The organism is Ensifer sp. YR511, from assembly GCF_900103045.1.
Lineage (GTDB): Bacteria > Pseudomonadota > Alphaproteobacteria > Rhizobiales > Rhizobiaceae > Ensifer > Ensifer adhaerens.
This window is the reverse complement of record NZ_FNGR01000015.1, coordinates 105,967-120,944: the sequence shown is the minus strand read 5'-3', so window position 1 is coordinate 120,944 and position 14,978 is coordinate 105,967. Positions and strand designations below refer to the sequence as shown.

At 62.7% G+C, this 14,978-nt stretch carries 18 protein-coding genes; 13 read left to right on the top strand and 5 right to left on the bottom strand.

What is annotated here, in order from left to right; genetic code table 11:
* Positions 1-49 precede the first annotated feature (49 nt).
* The 6 genes from BLU15_RS23585 (at position 50) to BLU15_RS23560 (ending at position 7,327) form a co-directional block, all read left to right on the top strand.
* A complete protein-coding gene (locus BLU15_RS23585; protein ID WP_060606735.1) occupies positions 50-1,231 on the top strand; it encodes a benzoate/H(+) symporter BenE family transporter in 1,182 nt (393 codons plus the stop codon).
* Between the two features lie 154 nt (positions 1,232-1,385).
* Positions 1,386-1,994 carry a 50S ribosomal protein L25/general stress protein Ctc gene (locus tag BLU15_RS23580; RefSeq protein ID WP_034788765.1) on the top strand — a complete coding sequence of 203 codons (609 nt, stop codon included), beginning with the start codon at positions 1,386-1,388 and terminating at the stop codon, positions 1,992-1,994.
* Between the two features lie 259 nt (positions 1,995-2,253).
* Positions 2,254-4,638 (top strand): putative bifunctional diguanylate cyclase/phosphodiesterase, encoded by a 2,385-nt coding sequence (locus BLU15_RS23575; RefSeq protein ID WP_090298469.1) that lies wholly within the window; start codon positions 2,254-2,256, stop codon positions 4,636-4,638.
* A gap of 116 nt (positions 4,639-4,754) precedes the next feature.
* Positions 4,755-5,489, top strand: a complete 735-nt coding sequence (locus tag BLU15_RS23570) for a substrate-binding periplasmic protein (protein ID WP_090298466.1) — start codon at positions 4,755-4,757, stop codon at positions 5,487-5,489.
* Positions 5,490-5,556: 67 nt separating this feature from the next.
* Entirely contained in the window at positions 5,557-6,276 is a 720-nt protein-coding gene (pth, locus tag BLU15_RS23565) for an aminoacyl-tRNA hydrolase (protein ID WP_034789041.1), read from the top strand.
* Positions 6,277-6,334: 58 nt separating this feature from the next.
* Positions 6,335-7,327: a squalene cyclase gene (locus tag BLU15_RS23560; RefSeq protein WP_090298463.1), complete on the top strand. Its 993-nt coding sequence runs from the start codon at positions 6,335-6,337 to the stop codon at positions 7,325-7,327.
* 35 nt (positions 7,328-7,362) lie between these two features.
* Here the strand turns inward: BLU15_RS23560 and BLU15_RS23555 are convergent, their stop codons facing one another.
* On the bottom strand, positions 7,363-7,992 hold the full coding sequence (locus tag BLU15_RS23555) for a TetR/AcrR family transcriptional regulator (RefSeq protein ID WP_244546799.1): 630 nt from the start codon (positions 7,990-7,992) through the stop codon (positions 7,363-7,365).
* Positions 7,993-8,111: 119 nt separating this feature from the next.
* On the opposite strand from BLU15_RS23555, the gene BLU15_RS23550 reads away from it, so the two are divergent.
* Both BLU15_RS23550 and BLU15_RS23545 read left to right on the top strand, forming a co-directional pair.
* The gene (locus BLU15_RS23550; protein ID WP_244546798.1) at positions 8,112-8,672 is read left to right on the top strand and encodes a GFA family protein; all 561 of its coding nucleotides are present in this window, start codon (positions 8,112-8,114) and stop codon (positions 8,670-8,672) included.
* A complete protein-coding gene (locus BLU15_RS23545; RefSeq protein ID WP_034788781.1) occupies positions 8,656-8,958 on the top strand; it encodes a DUF6958 family protein in 303 nt (100 codons plus the stop codon). Before BLU15_RS23550 ends, BLU15_RS23545 begins: the two co-directional genes overlap by 17 nt.
* Positions 8,959-9,016: 58 nt before the next feature.
* Here BLU15_RS23545 and clpS read toward each other — a convergent pair whose 3' ends face one another.
* A complete protein-coding gene (gene clpS, locus BLU15_RS23540; RefSeq protein WP_034788786.1) occupies positions 9,017-9,328 on the bottom strand; it encodes an ATP-dependent Clp protease adapter ClpS in 312 nt (103 codons plus the stop codon).
* 151 nt (positions 9,329-9,479) lie between these two features.
* Entirely contained in the window at positions 9,480-10,046 is a 567-nt protein-coding gene (locus BLU15_RS23535; RefSeq protein ID WP_034788801.1) for a hypothetical protein, read from the bottom strand.
* Positions 10,047-10,235: 189 nt separating this feature from the next.
* Here BLU15_RS23535 and ychF point away from each other — a divergent pair, with 189 nt between their 5' ends.
* Positions 10,236-11,339 carry a redox-regulated ATPase YchF gene (gene ychF, locus BLU15_RS23530; protein WP_034788804.1) on the top strand — a complete coding sequence of 368 codons (1,104 nt, stop codon included), beginning with the start codon at positions 10,236-10,238 and terminating at the stop codon, positions 11,337-11,339.
* 59 nt (positions 11,340-11,398) lie between these two features.
* Here ychF and BLU15_RS23525 read toward each other — a convergent pair whose 3' ends face one another.
* A complete protein-coding gene (locus BLU15_RS23525; protein ID WP_063894946.1) occupies positions 11,399-12,505 on the bottom strand; it encodes a hypothetical protein in 1,107 nt (368 codons plus the stop codon).
* Positions 12,506-12,693: 188 nt separating this feature from the next.
* Between BLU15_RS23525 and BLU15_RS23520 the strand changes: the two genes are divergently transcribed.
* The 3 genes from BLU15_RS23520 to BLU15_RS23510 all read left to right on the top strand — a co-directional run bounded on the left by BLU15_RS23520 (position 12,694) and on the right by BLU15_RS23510 (position 13,967).
* Positions 12,694-13,146: a MaoC family dehydratase gene (locus tag BLU15_RS23520; RefSeq protein ID WP_090298545.1), complete on the top strand. Its 453-nt coding sequence runs from the start codon at positions 12,694-12,696 to the stop codon at positions 13,144-13,146.
* Positions 13,146-13,616 carry a MaoC family dehydratase gene (locus BLU15_RS23515; protein WP_089045006.1) on the top strand — a complete coding sequence of 157 codons (471 nt, stop codon included), beginning with the start codon at positions 13,146-13,148 and terminating at the stop codon, positions 13,614-13,616. The genes BLU15_RS23520 and BLU15_RS23515 overlap by 1 nt, the downstream gene beginning before the upstream one ends.
* A 138-nt stretch (positions 13,617-13,754) precedes the next feature.
* Positions 13,755-13,967 carry a hypothetical protein gene (locus BLU15_RS23510; protein WP_060518722.1) on the top strand — a complete coding sequence of 71 codons (213 nt, stop codon included), beginning with the start codon at positions 13,755-13,757 and terminating at the stop codon, positions 13,965-13,967.
* A gap of 46 nt (positions 13,968-14,013) precedes the next feature.
* Here the strand turns inward: BLU15_RS23510 and BLU15_RS23505 are convergent, their stop codons facing one another.
* Positions 14,014-14,559: an adenine phosphoribosyltransferase gene (locus tag BLU15_RS23505; protein ID WP_034788812.1), complete on the bottom strand. Its 546-nt coding sequence runs from the start codon at positions 14,557-14,559 to the stop codon at positions 14,014-14,016.
* A gap of 194 nt (positions 14,560-14,753) precedes the next feature.
* Between BLU15_RS23505 and BLU15_RS23500 the strand changes: the two genes are divergently transcribed.
* Complete coding sequence (locus BLU15_RS23500) at positions 14,754-14,939, top strand: DUF1059 domain-containing protein (RefSeq protein WP_034788815.1); 186 nt, start codon at positions 14,754-14,756, stop codon at positions 14,937-14,939.
* Positions 14,940-14,978: the final 39 nt, after the last annotated feature.

Below are 14,978 nucleotides of genomic sequence, written 5' to 3'. Positions count from 1 at the left end.
GAAAGGATCAAATTGCCGCGACTCAACCTCACAACAGCCGGTTGCCGCCATGCTTCGTGACTTTTCGCTCCAGAGCCTGTTCATGGGCCTGCTGATCGCCTTCGTCGGCTTCGCCAGTTCCTTTGCCGTCGTGCTGCACGGGCTCATCGGCGTCGGCGCCAGCGAAGCGCAGGCAGCCTCCGGGCTGATGGCGCTGTCGATCTCCATGGGCCTTTGCGCCATCGTCATCAGCGCCGTGACGCGGCTGCCGGTCAGCATTGCCTGGTCGACGCCGGGCGCCGCCTTGCTTGCGAGCGCGGGCATCGTCGAAGGTGGCTTTAATGCCGCTGTCGGCGCCTTTCTCGTCTGCGGCCTGCTCGTCGTCGTCGCCGGCCTCTGGAAACCGCTCGGCCGCCTGGTCTCCTCCATCCCGGCGCCGCTCGCCAATGCGATGCTGGCCGGCGTGCTGCTCAGCCTCTGCTTTGCCCCTGTCAAGGCGATCGCCTTCAATCCGCTTTTCGGCCTGCCGATTCTCATCGCCTGGGCACTCGTCGGCAGCATCAACAAGCTCTATGCAGTGCCCGCCGCGCTGATCGCCTTCGTGCTGGTCATCACCTTCGGCGTCGAAATCCCGGCCGGCGCCTTTTCCGCCCTCTCCTCGGCGCTGGTACCGACCGTGGAATTCGTGATGCCGCAGTTCAACGTCGCGGCCATGATCAGCATCGCCCTGCCGCTCTTCATCGTCACCATGGCCTCGCAGAACATTCCCGGCATCGCCGTGCTGAAGGTCAACGACTATCACCCGGAGCCGGGACCGCTGTTTGCGACGACCGGCGTCTTTTCGATGTTGAGCGCCCCCTTCGGCGGCCATGCGGTCAATCTGGCTGCAATCACGGCCGCCATGTGCGCCGGCGGCGATTCCCATCCGGATCGCAACCGGCGCTACTGGTCGGCGATCAATGCCGGTGCCTTCTACATCCTCTTCGGCCTGCTTGCCGGCGTCGTCACCACCTTCGTCAGCCTTGCGCCGTCGATCCTGATCGAGGCTGTGGCGGGCCTTGCCCTCGTCGGTGCCTTCGCCGGCTCCGCCATGGCCGCCTTTACGGACCCGAAGACCCGTGAGGCGGCCGCAATCACCTTCCTCGTGACCGCGTCCGGCGTCAGCTTCGGCGGTGTTTCTGGCGCCTTCTGGGGGCTGATTGCCGGCGGTGCCATGCTGGCGCTCGCACGTTTCACCGGTAAAAAGAGCTGAAACCGCGGCAAAGCTTGCATTTGCGGGGGATCTCGTCTATGGAGCGCCCGTCCGCGTAGACACCCTTGGAGGCAACGCGGATGAAGTCCTTGCGGCTTCAGTTCTTCCGCATGGCGGTCGAACTCTCCAGCATTAGACACAGAAAGGTCTATCCATGAGCCACGCATCCTACGAGCTCAAGGCCGAGACGCGCGAACGGGTTGGTAAGGGGTCCTCCCGTGAACTTCGTCGCAACGGTCTTATCCCGGCTGTCATCTACGGTGACAAGCAGGCCCCCCTTTCCATCGCGCTCTCCACCAAGGAAGTGACGATGAAGATCCACGCCGGCGGTTTCATGACCACCGTTGCAACCATCGACGTCAACGGCGAAAAGATCCGCGTCCTGCCGAAGGACTACCAGCTGGATCCGGTCCGTGACTTCACGATGCATGTCGACTTCCTGCGCGTCTCCAAGGACAGCCAGGTTACCGTTGCAGTTCCGGTTCACTTCGAAAACGAAGAGAAGTCCCCGGGCCTCAAGGCTGGCGGCGTTCTCAACATCGTTCGTCACGACGTCGAACTCAACGTTTCGGCTAACGACATTCCGGAATTCCTGACCGTTGACCTCTCCGGTCTCAAGGTCGGCGACGCCATTCACATCTCCAACATCAAGCTGCCGAAGGGCGCGACCCCGGTTATCACCGACCGCGACTTCACCATTGCAACGATCGTTGCTCCGGCCGGTGGCGTGAAGGAAGAAGCCGAAGGCGAAGCAGAAGCCTGATTGGCCTCTGGGCGACCGGCGAAAGCCGGTCCCGCCACACTTCATCGAAAGCCCGTCCCATTCGTTTGGGGCGGGCTTTTTGCATTGGCGGCTGCCCGCCGTCACTCGGCCGCATCGATGCCGCGCCCCACGAATTATCATGAAGCGATTTCAGCAACATTTAAGATTTTGATGATGTTCTTCTGACGGGGAAAATGGGCTTGTCTGAAGAGAATCCTGATATGAGATGGGTGGCAGCTGCTTCTGAGGCGTGCATGCGATGATGCACTCCGTGGAGAACCGGTTTATTGCGATTGTCTGCGGCGCGATGCTCGTCTTCATTGCCCCGCTGCTTGCACTCTTTCTCAGCATCTCCAGCGATCGCATTGCACGCGAGCGCCTGCACAACATCGAACTGTTGATGGCCGCGAGCGCCGAGGCGCTCGGCAAGCCCATCTGGGACTTTGACAGTGACGCCATCAAGCACATCGCCCGTTCGCTGATAAACGGCACCGACATCCTCTCCGTCACCATCCGCGACCAATCCGGATCGATCCTCGCGCAGATGCCGCTGGGCGGCGTGTTGCCGAGCACCAAGGACCGGGTCCTCATCCTGCCCATTTCCTACCAGTCGGTCGATGGCATGAAAGAGGTCGGACGCATCGAAGTCAGGGTCCCGACGCCGGGTCTGCTGTCGCAATTCAGTAAGGACGAACTGGCGATTCTCGCCATCCTGCTTTTTGCGGTCGCGATCGTCTTTGCCGCTGCGCTCGTCGGCAATCGCTTTACGGTGATGCGCCCGCTGATGCGCCTGACCGCCGCGATCGAGGCTACGCGCCGGCTCGGGTCTCGCCACCGCGTCGACTGGACCTCCGACGATGAAATGGGCGCACTCGCCGCCAACTTCAACGAGATGCAGGACCGCCTCGAGCGCGAAGAGACCGAGCTGAAGAACGCCCATGAGCGCGTCACCGACATCTACAACCTGACGCCGGCGATGCTGTTTTCGCTGGATGTCGACGGGCGCCTGCTCGCCGTCAGCGACTATTGGCTGCTGGCGACCGGCTACAGCCGCGACGACGTCGTCGGGCGCGACTTCATCGATTTCGTCGATCCGCACTGGCACGAAACCTATCGCAGCCACGCCAAGACGATCGCCGTTGCCGATCACGCCATCCGCGAAGTGACCGTTCCCTTCCGCAAGGCGGATGGCGAAGCGATGACCGTGCTGATCCAGGAGACGAAGGCGACCGGCGAGAGCAGCCTGTCGCTCTCGGTCATGACCGACGTGACCGCGCTGAAGCAGGCGGAAAGCCGCAACCACACCCAGGCGATCACCGATCACCTGACCGGCCTGTTGAACCGCCAGGGTTTCGAAGCCGCGCTCGACGAGGCGATCACCGAGGCCGATCAATGCGGCATGCAGCTCGGCTGCCTGTTCATCGACCTCGACCGCTTCAAGTGGATCAACGACAATTTCGGCCATGCCGCCGGCGACGAAGTGCTGCGCCAGACGGTCGAACTCATACAGGCCGCCCTGCCGCCCGGCGACATCATGGCCCGGCTCGGTGGCGACGAATTCGCCATCCTGCTTTCCGATCCGAACGCCGGGAACCTTGCGGCCGAGATCGGCGAGCGCATCGTCACGGCGCTGCACGAACCGATGGCGATCGCCGGCAACGAGCTTTTCGTCAGCGCCAGCGTCGGCATCGCCGTCTACCCGACTCATGCCGAAAACGCCTCCGACCTGCTGCTGAAGGCGGACATGGCGATGTATGCGCGCAAGCACGACGGCAAGAATGGCCTGCAGGTGTTCGACGCCGGCATGCTCGACGCCTCGCGCGAGCGCCACGAGATCGAGCAGTGCATCGAAGCCGGCCTGAAGGACGATCACTTCGAAGCCTGGCTGCAACCGATCGTCAGCCTCGCCGATGGGCAGATCGCCGGCTTCGAGGCGCTGATGCGCCTCAACCACCCGGAAAAGGGCCTGATGGCGCCCGGCAAGATTATCGGCATCGCCGAAGAAACCGGCATGATCGCCCGCATCGGCGACCAGATCCTTGAAAAGGCAATCCGCCATCTGGCAGCGATCTCCGAGCTCGACGGCACCCAGAACACCTATCTCGCTGTCAACTTCTCACCGCTGCAGTTCGAACTGACGCTGCCGCACAAGCTCGCGGCCCTGCTTCTGAAGCATCATATCTCGCCGAGCCGGATCGTCGTCGAGATCACCGAAGCGGTGCTGATGCTCGACAATCCGGAAGTTCACTCGGTGCTGAAGCAGCTCAACGAATTCGGCTGCCGCATCGCGCTCGACGATTTCGGCACCGGCTATTCGTCGCTGAGCTATCTCAACCGTTTCCCGGTCGATATCGTCAAGGTCGATCAGTCCTTCACCCGGTCGCTGAGCTCCGGCACCGCCGATATCCGCCGCAAGAGCCGCATGCTGATCAAGGGCATCCGCACGATCTCGCACCAGATGGGCTGCACCGTCGTTGCCGAAGGCATCGAGACGAACGAACAGTGGCAGCTGCTGCGCAAGCTCGGCGTCGATTGCGGCCAGGGCTATCTCTTCAGCCGTCCGATGCCGGTCGACCGGATGCTGGCCATGCTCGAAAGCGACTCCGAGGCAAAAGCGGCTTCCGCACCCAGCATGCGGGCATGAGTTCACCCACCTGGTTCCCTGGGGCGCGGGAGAGCTTTGGGGCCTAAGGTCGAGCACAGGCCGGGGATAGAAAGAAAGATCCGTCGCAAGGCGGACGCAGAAGAGGAGGAAAAGATGTGAAGGCGCTGATCGCAGCATTATTCCTTGGTCTTGCAACGACGGCCGAGGCTCAGACGATCAAGTTCGTCACCGAGGAGTATCCGCCTTACAACTTTTCGACCGGGGCCGGCCCGAGCGGTGCGGCCGTCGACCAGGTCAAGCTCATCATGGAGCGCCTGAAGCTGCCCTATACGATCGAGGTTCTACCCTGGGCGCGGGCTTTCATGCTGGCCGAGACCGATCCCGCCTATTGTGTTTTCACCACCGGCCACGACGCCGAGCGCGACCGAAACTTCCAGTGGGTCGAGCCGCTGCTGATCGACCACATGGTCATGGTCCGGCAGGCCGGATCCGCCATCGCGCCGGCATCGCTGGAGGACGCGCACCAATATACCGTGGGCACGCAGCGCGAGGATTTTTCGGCGTCCTATCTCAAGGAGCACCGCTTCCCCAAGATCGACTATGCGGCCAATCTCGACTCCAGCCTGAAAAAGCTGCTCGCCGGCCGGGTCGATCTTTTGATGACGTCCGAGAAGACCTTCGAAAGCATGCGCAGCGAAGGCAAACCGATAGAGGCGGCGCTCGTGCTGGAAGGCAAGCTTTACGGCATCGCCTGCCATCGCGACTTTCCCCGCGATATCGTCGCCGCCATGCAATACGAACTCGACCGGCTGATCGGCAACGGCACCCAGGATGTGATCTTCAAGCAATATGGGCTCAAGCCCAATGCCAGCCTGCAGGCGGAGAAATAGGCGTTGACTTCCGGGGGGCGCGGTGTTTTTGGATGGCATCACCCCGAAATCATGAATGCGCAGCACCATGTTGATCATCGTAGGGCTTGGCAATCCAGGTTCGAAATACGCCGCCAACCGGCACAATATCGGCTTTATGGCGGTTGACGTCATTCACCGCCGGCACAGCTTTTCCTCCTGGTCGAAGAAGTTCAAGGCCGAGATCGCCGAGGGCGACATCGGCGGCGAGCGCGTTCTGTTGATGAAACCGCAGACCTACATGAACCTGTCCGGCGAAGCGGTCGGCGAGGCCATGCGCTTCTACAAGCTGCAGCCGAAGGACATCACCGTCATCTATGATGAACTCGACCTGCCGTCCGCCAAGGCGCGCATCAAGGTTGGCGGCGGCCATGGCGGGCATAACGGCATCAAGTCGATCGACGCCCATTGCGGCAAGGACTATCGCCGCATGCGGCTTGGCATCGGCCATCCCGGCGTCAAGGATCTGGTGCATGCCCATGTGCTCGGCGATTTCGCCAAGGCCGACCAGGCCTGGCTGGTGCCCCTGCTCGACGCCATCGCCGACAATGCCGACATGCTGGTGCGCGGCGAGGATTCCCAGCTTCTGAACAAGATCGCGCTTGCCACCGGCGGCAAGCCGGAGGCGGAAAAGGCTGAAGGCCCGAAGAAGCAGGGCGCGCAATCACATATCCGCCAGGCGCGCAATTCCGCCCAGCCGAAGAAGCTGCCGGCAACCGGCCCAATGGCCGACATGCTGAAGAAGATGTTCGGCTCGAAGAACGACTAGCTTCCCCAATCCGGAACGCGCCCTAGCTTGTCCAGTCGAAACGGGTCAGATCGACCCGATGGCACAAGCCTGGAGCACGCCCGTGACCGACCCGGTGATTGACTGGCTTCTCGCATCGGATCCCGCAATTCGCTGGCAGGTGATGCGCGACCTGCTGGACGCCCCAGATTCCCTATGGAATGCCGAACGGGCCAAGGTGGAGACCGAAGGCTGGGGCGCCAGGCTTCTCTCGCATCAGGATGACGATGGGCAATGGGCGGCAGGCGCCTTCATTCCCGCCGGTTTCGACGCGCACGAGTGGACCGAGCACGGCCAGCCCTGGACGGCAACGTGCTTTTCGCTGTCGCAGCTGCGGGAGTTCGGTCTCGACCCTTCGTCCGATCGGGCCCGACGAACCGTCGACCTGATCGGCGCCAATTCGCGCTGGGACGAAGGCGGCCAGCCCTATTGGCAAGGCGAAGTCGAGGAGTGCATCAACGGCCGCACCGTTGCCGACGGCGCCTATTTCGGCGTCGACGTTTCGCGGATCGTCGACAGGCTCGTCGGCGAGGCCCAGGCCGATGGCGGCTGGAACTGCGAACGGGCAAACGGTTCGCTCCGGTCCTCCTTTGCCACCACCATCAACGTGCTCGAAGGCTTGCTTGCGTTCGAAAGGGCGACCGGTGGCACGCCACAGTCCAAGGCGGCGCGCCGGGCCGGCGAGGACTATCTGCTCAAGCGCCATCTCTTCCGCCGCCTGAGCACGGGCAAAGCCGCCGACGAACGCTTCCTGTGCCTCTGCCACCCGAGCCGCTGGCGATACGACATCCTGCGGGCGCTCGATTACTTTCGCGCCGCGACGCTCCTTTGCGGTGCGGCACCTGATCCACGGCTCAGCGAAGCGATCGGCCATCTGCGTTCGAGGCGGCTCGAAAACGGCGCATGGCCGCTCGACTGGCGCCCCGCCGGAGGCGTGTGGTTCGACGTCGATGACGGGGTCGACGCCCCTTCGCGGTGGGTGACGCTCAAGGCGATGCGCGTGCTCAAATGGTGGGACGCCCACTTGCCGTGAAGGCGGCGCGCCTGAGCACAGTCCGTATCCATCCATCACCCGGGCCTATGGGCCGCCAGAAAGATCCGCACCGCCTCCGACGCATGGGCTCGGAGCACCTCCGGCGTCGGAATGGCGCTGTCTCCGAGCAGCATGGCGTCATTTACCGGCCCGCCCATGACCAGCCAGTTGAAGAACCCGCCGGCGACCTCGGCGTCCTTCACCCGAATGTCGCCCTTCTCGCCATAGCGCCTGAAGGCGACCGCCAGCCGCCGGATCGAGCGCATCGGCCCGCGCTCGTGCAGCGCTTCGCCAAGCTGCGGAAACCGCTCCACCTCGGCGATGACGAGACGGCGAACCTGCATCAGCCGCGGCGTCATCACGATCGTCAGCAACTGCGTGGCATAGTCGAGCAGGAAGTCCTCGATCCGCGCGTCGCCATCGGGATCGGCCACCTGCTCCTGGAATTCGTCGCCTGCTCCCCCCGTCATGCTGCGCACGACTTCGAGAAACAGCGCCTCCTTGTTCTGGAAATGGGAATAAACCGTCTGCTTCGACACCTCCGCCGTCGCGGCGATCTCGTCCATGTTGGTGCCGAGAAAGCCGTGCTTGAGAAAGAGATCACTGGCTGCAGCCACGATCAGTTTGCGGGTGCGCTCCATGCGCGTCTTTGCGCCATTGCTCAAACCTGCCCTCCCCCTGCCGTATCTCACCAAATCACTTGGCTTACAGAATAGGCCAGTCGGATTGACAAATCAAACTGGACGGTCCAGTCTAGTTAGCGAAGTCGGATCAGGAGATGGCCATGGCCAAACCACAGGAAAGACATCGCATTGCCGCCTGCCGCTGCGGGTTAGTTGCCTTTGAAGCCGCCGGCGAGCCGATCGTCGGCGCCGCCTGCTACTGCACCAGTTGCCGCACCGCCGGCGAGCGTTTCGAGGCCTTGCCGGAGGCGTCGCCGGTCATGGAAGCCGACGGCTCGACGCGGTTTGCGCTCTACCGCAAGGACCGGATCCGCTGCGTCAGGGGCAGCGACCTTCTGCGCGAACACCGGCTGACGCCGGAAGCGCCGACGCGCCGGGTCATCGCCAGCTGCTGCAACTCGGCCATGTTCCTGGAATTCAAGGGCGGTCACTGGCTGAGCGTCTACAACCAGCGTTTTGCCCGGGACGAACAGCCGCCGCTCGAAATGCGCACGATGACGAAGGATCGCAAGGCCGGCGTCGAGTTTGCCGACACGCTGCCGAGCTACAAGACACATTCGGGCCGCTTCATGTGGCGGCTTTTGACCGCCTGGGCGGCGATGGGATTCAAGGCGCCGAAGATCGACTATGTGAAAGGCGAGGCCAATGGCATCCCAGGCTGAGAAGATCGAGATCGAAAACATCGTCTCGCCCGGCCACAAGTACCGCGTCGACCGGATGAAATACGAGGCGATGCGTGAAGCCCTGCTCGCGGTGCTGCCGCCCTCAGCACCGGGCCTGACCGTGGCGGACGCGAAGGAGCAGCTTCTGCCCTTGCTGCCGCAGGACCTTTTCCCCGGCGGAGCGAAGGCGGGCTGGTGGCTAAAGGCTGTACAGCTCGATCTCGAAGCCAAGGGCACGATCGAGCGCGAAGCGAGCAAGCCGCTTCGCCTGCACAGGAAGCCATGAGGCAGGCCGATGGCCGCCGGGCATTTCCCCGGCCGCCGCCAACTATTCATGAGGCCTGCTAGTCCTCCGGCTCGGTGGTGAAAAGCAGCGGGAAACCCGCTTCCTTGGCGAGATCGGTTGCTTCCTTGGCCTTGGTTTCGGCGATGTCGCGGGCGCAGACGACCACCACGCAGCTCCCCATCTTGTGGGCCGTCATCATCACCCGGTAGCCCGCCTCCTCGCTCATATGGAACACGGCCTTGAGCACGCCGACGACGAACTCGCGCGGCGTGTAATCGTCATTGAGCAGCATGACCCTGTAAAGCTTCGGCCGATCGAGCTTCGGCTTCACCCTCACTTTGACTTTTCTGGCAACCTCGTTGTCACTCATCGGAACCACCCCGTTGATGACAGATTGGCCGGCACCACCGCGGGGCAGAACCGCCTCGGCGCACCGTCAGACGCACTGGCGCCGAAGGCGCACTATCCTACGGGCGCAGGTGCCGATCAAGCAAAAGCAAGCGCACGGACGCAGGCGGAGATCAGCGCCTCCCCCAATGGCCGACGAACATCGCTGCTGCTTCGTCATAGGAGCGGGCTTTTTCCAGCGCCGCCCTTGCCTCTTGCTTGCGCGCCAGCAGCGCATGGAAGAAGCAATGCACGAAAAGCGGCGCGTCCGCTCCTTCCGGCGAGCCGTCAGGCGCAACGTAGAGGGCCGCCCCTCCCTTTTTGACAAAGGCATCGCCGTAGCGCTTGCCACCGGTCTCGCAGCAGGTGCTGAGCACGATCTTGCCGTCAAGCCTGGCATGTTCGGCGATAACGGCGGGCGGCAGGCTGCCCTCGATGAGCATCGAGGTGTCGATTTCCTCGATGTATTCGCCAAAGACGAAGCCGTTCTCGTCGCCGTGGCCGGAAATGATCAGGTGCTGGTGAACGAGCTCGCCGCCAGCGAGCAAGGTCAGGAAATCGCCTGGTGTCCCCGGCAGATGCAGCGTGACGACGGCGCCCATGCTTTCGAGCGTCGCGCGGATCAACAGCGCCTCGAGTGTGTCGCCAATATCGACGACGGCAACCGGCACGCGCGGAAACAAGAACTTCTGGTCGATCAATGCGGGGCTCCTCAATTTCTTGGCCGCCGAACAGGGCCGGCGAAAATCCGAGCGCATATGCGGCCCGAAGAGCACGCGTTCAACGGCCTCGACCCCTTATTTACCGTGAACAGGGCCTGCGCCCTTGACCGGGGAGCGCCCTTCCCGCATAGCCACGCCAACGGAATTTTAAGATACGGACGAGACCCCATGGGCTTCAAATGCGGTATTGTCGGACTGCCGAACGTCGGCAAGTCCACGCTCTTCAACGCACTCACCAAGACGGCAGCGGCGCAAGCGGCCAACTATCCCTTCTGCACCATCGAGCCGAACACCGGCGAAGTGGCGGTGCCGGATCCGCGCATGCGCAAGCTGGCCGACATCGCGAAGTCGAAGGAAATCATCCCGACGCGCATCTCCTTCGTCGACATCGCCGGCCTGGTGCGCGGCGCATCGAAGGGCGAAGGCCTCGGCAACCAGTTCCTCGCCAACATCCGCGAAGTGGACGCCGTGGTTCACGTGCTGCGCTGCTTCGAGGATGACGACATCACCCACGTCGAAGGCCGCATCAATCCGGTCGCCGATGCCGAGACGATCGAGACCGAGCTGATGCTCGCCGACCTCGACAGCCTCGAGCGCCGCACCGAGCAGACCCGCAAGCGCGCCGGCGGCAAGGACAAGGATTCGATGGCACAGCTTCCGATCATGGAAGCCTCGCTGAAGCTTCTGCAGGACGGCAAGCCGGTCCGCACGCTGCTTTCGACGCTCGATGCCGAAGAACTGCGCATCCTGCAGGGTCTCAACCTCCTGACCGCCCATCCGGTCCTCTATGTCTGCAACGTCGCGGAAAGCGATGCCGTCGACGGCAACGAACACACACGCGCGGTGGCCGAAATGGCCAAGGCGCAAGGGGCGGAAAGCGTCGTGATCTCCGCTGCCATCGAGTCGGAAGTGGCGCAGCTGCCGGAAGAAGAAGCCAAGGAGTTCCTGAGCGCGCTCGGTCTCGAAGAAGCCGGTCTCGACCGACTGATCCGTGCCGGCTACAAGCTGCTCGACCTCATCACCTATTTCACCGTCGGCCCCAAGGAAACGCGCGCCTGGACAATCCAGCGCGGCACCAAGGCTCCGCAGGCCGCCGGCGTCATCCACACGGACTTCGAGCGCGGCTTCATCCGCGCCAACACCATTGCCTTTGAAGACTACATCGCACTTGGCGGCGAAGTGGGCGCCAAGGAAGCCGGCAAGGCCCGCGACGAAGGCAAGGAATACGTCGTCCAGGACGGCGACGTCATCCACTTCCGCTTCAACACGTAAGACCTGTCGGTCTGATCCCGCACTCAAGGCGCGGGATCGGAGCACATCAGAACTTGATACTACGGCGCGGCATGCAACCGCGCCGTTATCGTTTCCGGCAAGAGGTCGATGACCATGCGGCGCAGCCGCTGCCAGAAAATGCCGATGAACAAGACCGTTACCCCGACGACCGCCAAGGCTATGAAGACGTAACTGTCGAGCGATGCATTGGTCTTGCTCAGCACGGTCCAGATCGCGCCGCCCAGCGACAACAGCCCCGATGTGACGAAGGCGCGGCGGTCGATGACGAGCCCGACCAGCATGAACACGGCGACGATCACAATGGCGGAAGCGGCCTGATTGAAGCTCGCCTGTCCGTCCCACCACGTTGCACCGCCATTGACCAGGAACACCAGTCCCATCAGCGAGTAAAGCAGAGCCGGCGCGGCTGCGAGATGCAGCCAGAAGGCGATGTCCGAACGGGTGGTGAGCCGCTGCGGGTCCGAAACGTCGTAGCGCATGGCGATCGCGAAGACAGCCAGTGCCCCGACGAGCAGGGTCAATGGAAGCAGCAGGACGTAATCGGGGTTGGCCACGTCGATACCGAGGGCCCTCTCGAATGCGAGCAGGACCGCCACCACGCAGGTGAGCGCGATCGACAGCACCAGACCGGCCAGCGCAAGCGGAACGCGATAGCGCCAGTAGAACAGCGCCAGCGGGATCGGGAAGGTCGCAACGTAGACCAGGGTGAAGGTAAGCGGGTGCCAGGTGTCCTCATGATCGTCCACCAGCCACATCGACGTCATTGCGACCCAATGGACGAGCGCGAGCGTCAGCACCACCGAAGGCAGCGCCAGACGCTGGCGCCGCACGAGAATTTCCGCAAGCACGAGAATGACCGGCAGCGTTGCAAGCGGACCGGTCAGGCCCCACAGGCCGATGAGCACGACCACGATGCCGATGGTGATCAGGATGTCGTGAAAGCCTCTGATAAAGCGCGGCTGTTCGCTGTCTTCCGCCGCCCGCGCATCGAGCGCGGCGTCGGCCCTGTCGACCGCGGCATCCGATGCCGCCGGTCCGAAACGGAAGCCGCGATCAGCCAGATAGACTTCGAGATCGCGCACCTGATGCGCGGATATGATGCCTTTTTCGGCTGCGCCCGCGAGCGCTCTGTTCAGTTCGGTCACGCGCTTTCCTCAGTCAAGACACGAGCGGATGGGACGGATTATCAGCTGGTTGCATGGACAAGAGCCAAGCGCAACCGCGAAACGTCGCGAGCGACCTGCGATGTTGCGCATCTCCGCTCAAATCGATTCCGCTTCCGGAGATTATGCAGTAGGTAATGCGGCAACAAATCAGACGGGACAAGGCAAGCATGCTCTACTTCGAGGATTTTTCCGAAGGCCGGCGGTTCGACTACAAGCCGGTCGAGATGAAGCCACCGGAGATGATCGCGTTTGCCAACGAATTCGATCAGCAGCCGATGCACCTTGACGAGGAAGCGGGAAAACGCAGCATTCTTGGTGGTCTCGCCGCCTCCGGCTGGCACACCAGCGCCATCGGCATGCGCATGATGCTCGACGCCTTCATGGGAAACTCCACGTCCCAGGGCTCGCCCGGCATCGATTTCATGGATTGGAGGAGGCCGGTCATTGCCGGCGACGTGCTCTCGGGCTTCAGCATTGTGCTGGAGGCGCGCCGTTCGAGGTCGAAACCCGATCTCGGCATCGTCAAATTCCGAAACGAAATCAATAACCAGGCCGGTGAACCCGTGGCGGTTTCCGAATGCTCGGTTCTCTTTCGCTGCCGCGACAAGGGCAAAGCCTGATGATGACGATGGAAGAATTCTACGCGGCCAAGAGCCGGACCGTGATCGGCAGCCTGACCTTTACGGCCGAGGACATCATCCGGTTTGCCACCGACTTCGACCCCCAACCCTTCCATCTCGATGCGGAAGCGGCGCGGCATTCGCTGTTTGGCGGCCTTTGTGCCTCGGGCTGGCATACCTGCGCCGGGTGGATGCAGTGCTTCGTCAAGTTCTGGCGAAACGAGCAACGCCGGCTTGCCGCCGAAGGCCTGAAGGCGCCGAACCTCGGCCCCTCGCCCGGATTTCGTGACCTGAAATGGCTGAAGCCCGTCTATGCCGACGACACGGTCACCTACTTCGTCACGTTTCTTGAAAGCCGGTCGCTTGCTTCAAAGCCCGGCTGGCGGGTCAACACGATCCTGTGCGAAGGCGAAAACCAGCACGGCGAAGCGGTGATCCGTTTCGAGAGCAAGGTCATCGAGTTCGTCTGACCGGACGAAACCGGCCAAACACCATCATTTCTTAAAATCGCCTTTCGCCGGGTGTACACTCTCGGGATAAAGGTTGCGCGCCCTTGGCCGCGCTCAAGCGGCTTGCGGGCAGCGACCATTGCTAGCGGAGGAGCGGCTATGGAAAAAACCCACGCCCGCGAACTGGCGGACGAATATCTGCGTCTTGGCGGTCACCGTCGCGTCGTCATCGATGATAACGAAACATCGGTGAGAAGCTGGGAAGACGAGCCGCCGGAAGCCGAAAAATTCTGGCTCACCGAAGTGGAGACATTGTCGCCGGCAGCCCAGCGCGAAGTGCAATTGATGCTGCGGACGATCAACCGCATGTAGGCCAAAGGAAGGGCGCGGTTCTCCGCACCCATCCCGCAACGACCGATCAGTGGCCCTCGAACTCGATCAGCGTGCGGACATTGACGCCGAGCGCTTCGAGTTTCTTGCGCCCGCCGAGTTCAGGCAGGTCGATGACGAAACAGGCGGCGACGATCTCGGCGCCCATCTGCTTCAAGAGCTTGGTGGCCGCTTCCGCCGTGCCGCCGGTCGCGATCAGGTCGTCGACCAGGATCACCTTTTCGCCCGGCTGGATCGCATCCTTGTGCATCTCCATCTCGTCGACGCCATACTCCAGGCTGTAGGCGATACGTACGGTGTCGTGCGGCAGCTTGCCCTTCTTGCGGATCGGCACAAATCCCGACGAGAGCTGATGCGCGATCGCACCACCGAGGATGAAGCCACGCGCCTCGATGCCGGCGATCTTGTCGATCTTGGTGCCGGCATAGGGATGCACCAGTTCGTCGATCGCGCGGCGGAAGGCGCGCGGATTGCCGAGCAACGTGGTGATATCGCGAAACATCACGCCCGGCTTCGGATAGTCAGGAATGTTCCGGATGGCGGCAATCAGTTCCGATTGAACGGTGGAGGTCATGGGCAAAAGGGCCTTTGCGTCTCTTGTTACCGCAAACCCATAACACCATCGGCCCGCTTGTCTATAACGGTTTCTTGTCGCGCGTTCGGCGGGAACAATTGGCCGTGCCGGGGGTTGATGCTACTCTGACCGTGCGGTCGCCCGACCGGCGCGCCGCGCTCTCGCATCAAACTTACACAGGGAAGGAAGCAACCATGCGCCTGTTTGAATGCGGTTCCCTCGTCCCGGGTTGCGAATGGCACACCCGCGCCGACAACGATGCCGAAATCGTGCGCCGCGTCGTCGACCACATGCGTGAAACGCATGGCGAGACCGTCATCCGCGAAAACATGATCGACAACATCAAGGCCCGGATCACCGACGAGTCCAAGGCGGCCTAGCCGTCCGGCCAAGGCGGCTTAAGCCGTCCGGCCAAGGCG

Excerpts from the sequence above, each read along its gene's own strand:
- BLU15_RS23560 (WP_090298463.1), top strand. The coding sequence starts at position 6,335 with ATGGCACAAGCCTGGAGCACGCCCGTGACCGACCCGGTGATTGACTGG.
- BLU15_RS23510 (WP_060518722.1), top strand. The coding sequence starts at position 13,755 with ATGGAAAAAACCCACGCCCGCGAACTGGCGGACGAATATCTGCGTCTT.
- BLU15_RS23575 (WP_090298469.1), top strand. The coding sequence starts at position 2,254 with ATGATGCACTCCGTGGAGAACCGGTTTATTGCGATTGTCTGCGGCGCG.
- BLU15_RS23580 (WP_034788765.1), top strand. The coding sequence starts at position 1,386 with ATGAGCCACGCATCCTACGAGCTCAAGGCCGAGACGCGCGAACGGGTT.
- ychF (WP_034788804.1), top strand. The coding sequence starts at position 10,236 with ATGGGCTTCAAATGCGGTATTGTCGGACTGCCGAACGTCGGCAAGTCC.
- BLU15_RS23585 (WP_060606735.1), top strand. The coding sequence starts at position 50 with ATGCTTCGTGACTTTTCGCTCCAGAGCCTGTTCATGGGCCTGCTGATC.
- BLU15_RS23550 (WP_244546798.1), top strand. The coding sequence starts at position 8,112 with ATGGCCAAACCACAGGAAAGACATCGCATTGCCGCCTGCCGCTGCGGG.
- pth (WP_034789041.1), top strand. The coding sequence starts at position 5,557 with ATGTTGATCATCGTAGGGCTTGGCAATCCAGGTTCGAAATACGCCGCC.
- BLU15_RS23515 (WP_089045006.1), top strand. The coding sequence starts at position 13,146 with ATGATGACGATGGAAGAATTCTACGCGGCCAAGAGCCGGACCGTGATC.
- BLU15_RS23505 (WP_034788812.1), bottom strand. The coding sequence starts at position 14,559 with ATGACCTCCACCGTTCAATCGGAACTGATTGCCGCCATCCGGAACATT.
- BLU15_RS23520 (WP_090298545.1), top strand. The coding sequence starts at position 12,694 with ATGCTCTACTTCGAGGATTTTTCCGAAGGCCGGCGGTTCGACTACAAG.
- BLU15_RS23545 (WP_034788781.1), top strand. The coding sequence starts at position 8,656 with ATGGCATCCCAGGCTGAGAAGATCGAGATCGAAAACATCGTCTCGCCC.
- clpS (WP_034788786.1), bottom strand. The coding sequence starts at position 9,328 with ATGAGTGACAACGAGGTTGCCAGAAAAGTCAAAGTGAGGGTGAAGCCG.
- BLU15_RS23500 (WP_034788815.1), top strand. The coding sequence starts at position 14,754 with ATGCGCCTGTTTGAATGCGGTTCCCTCGTCCCGGGTTGCGAATGGCAC.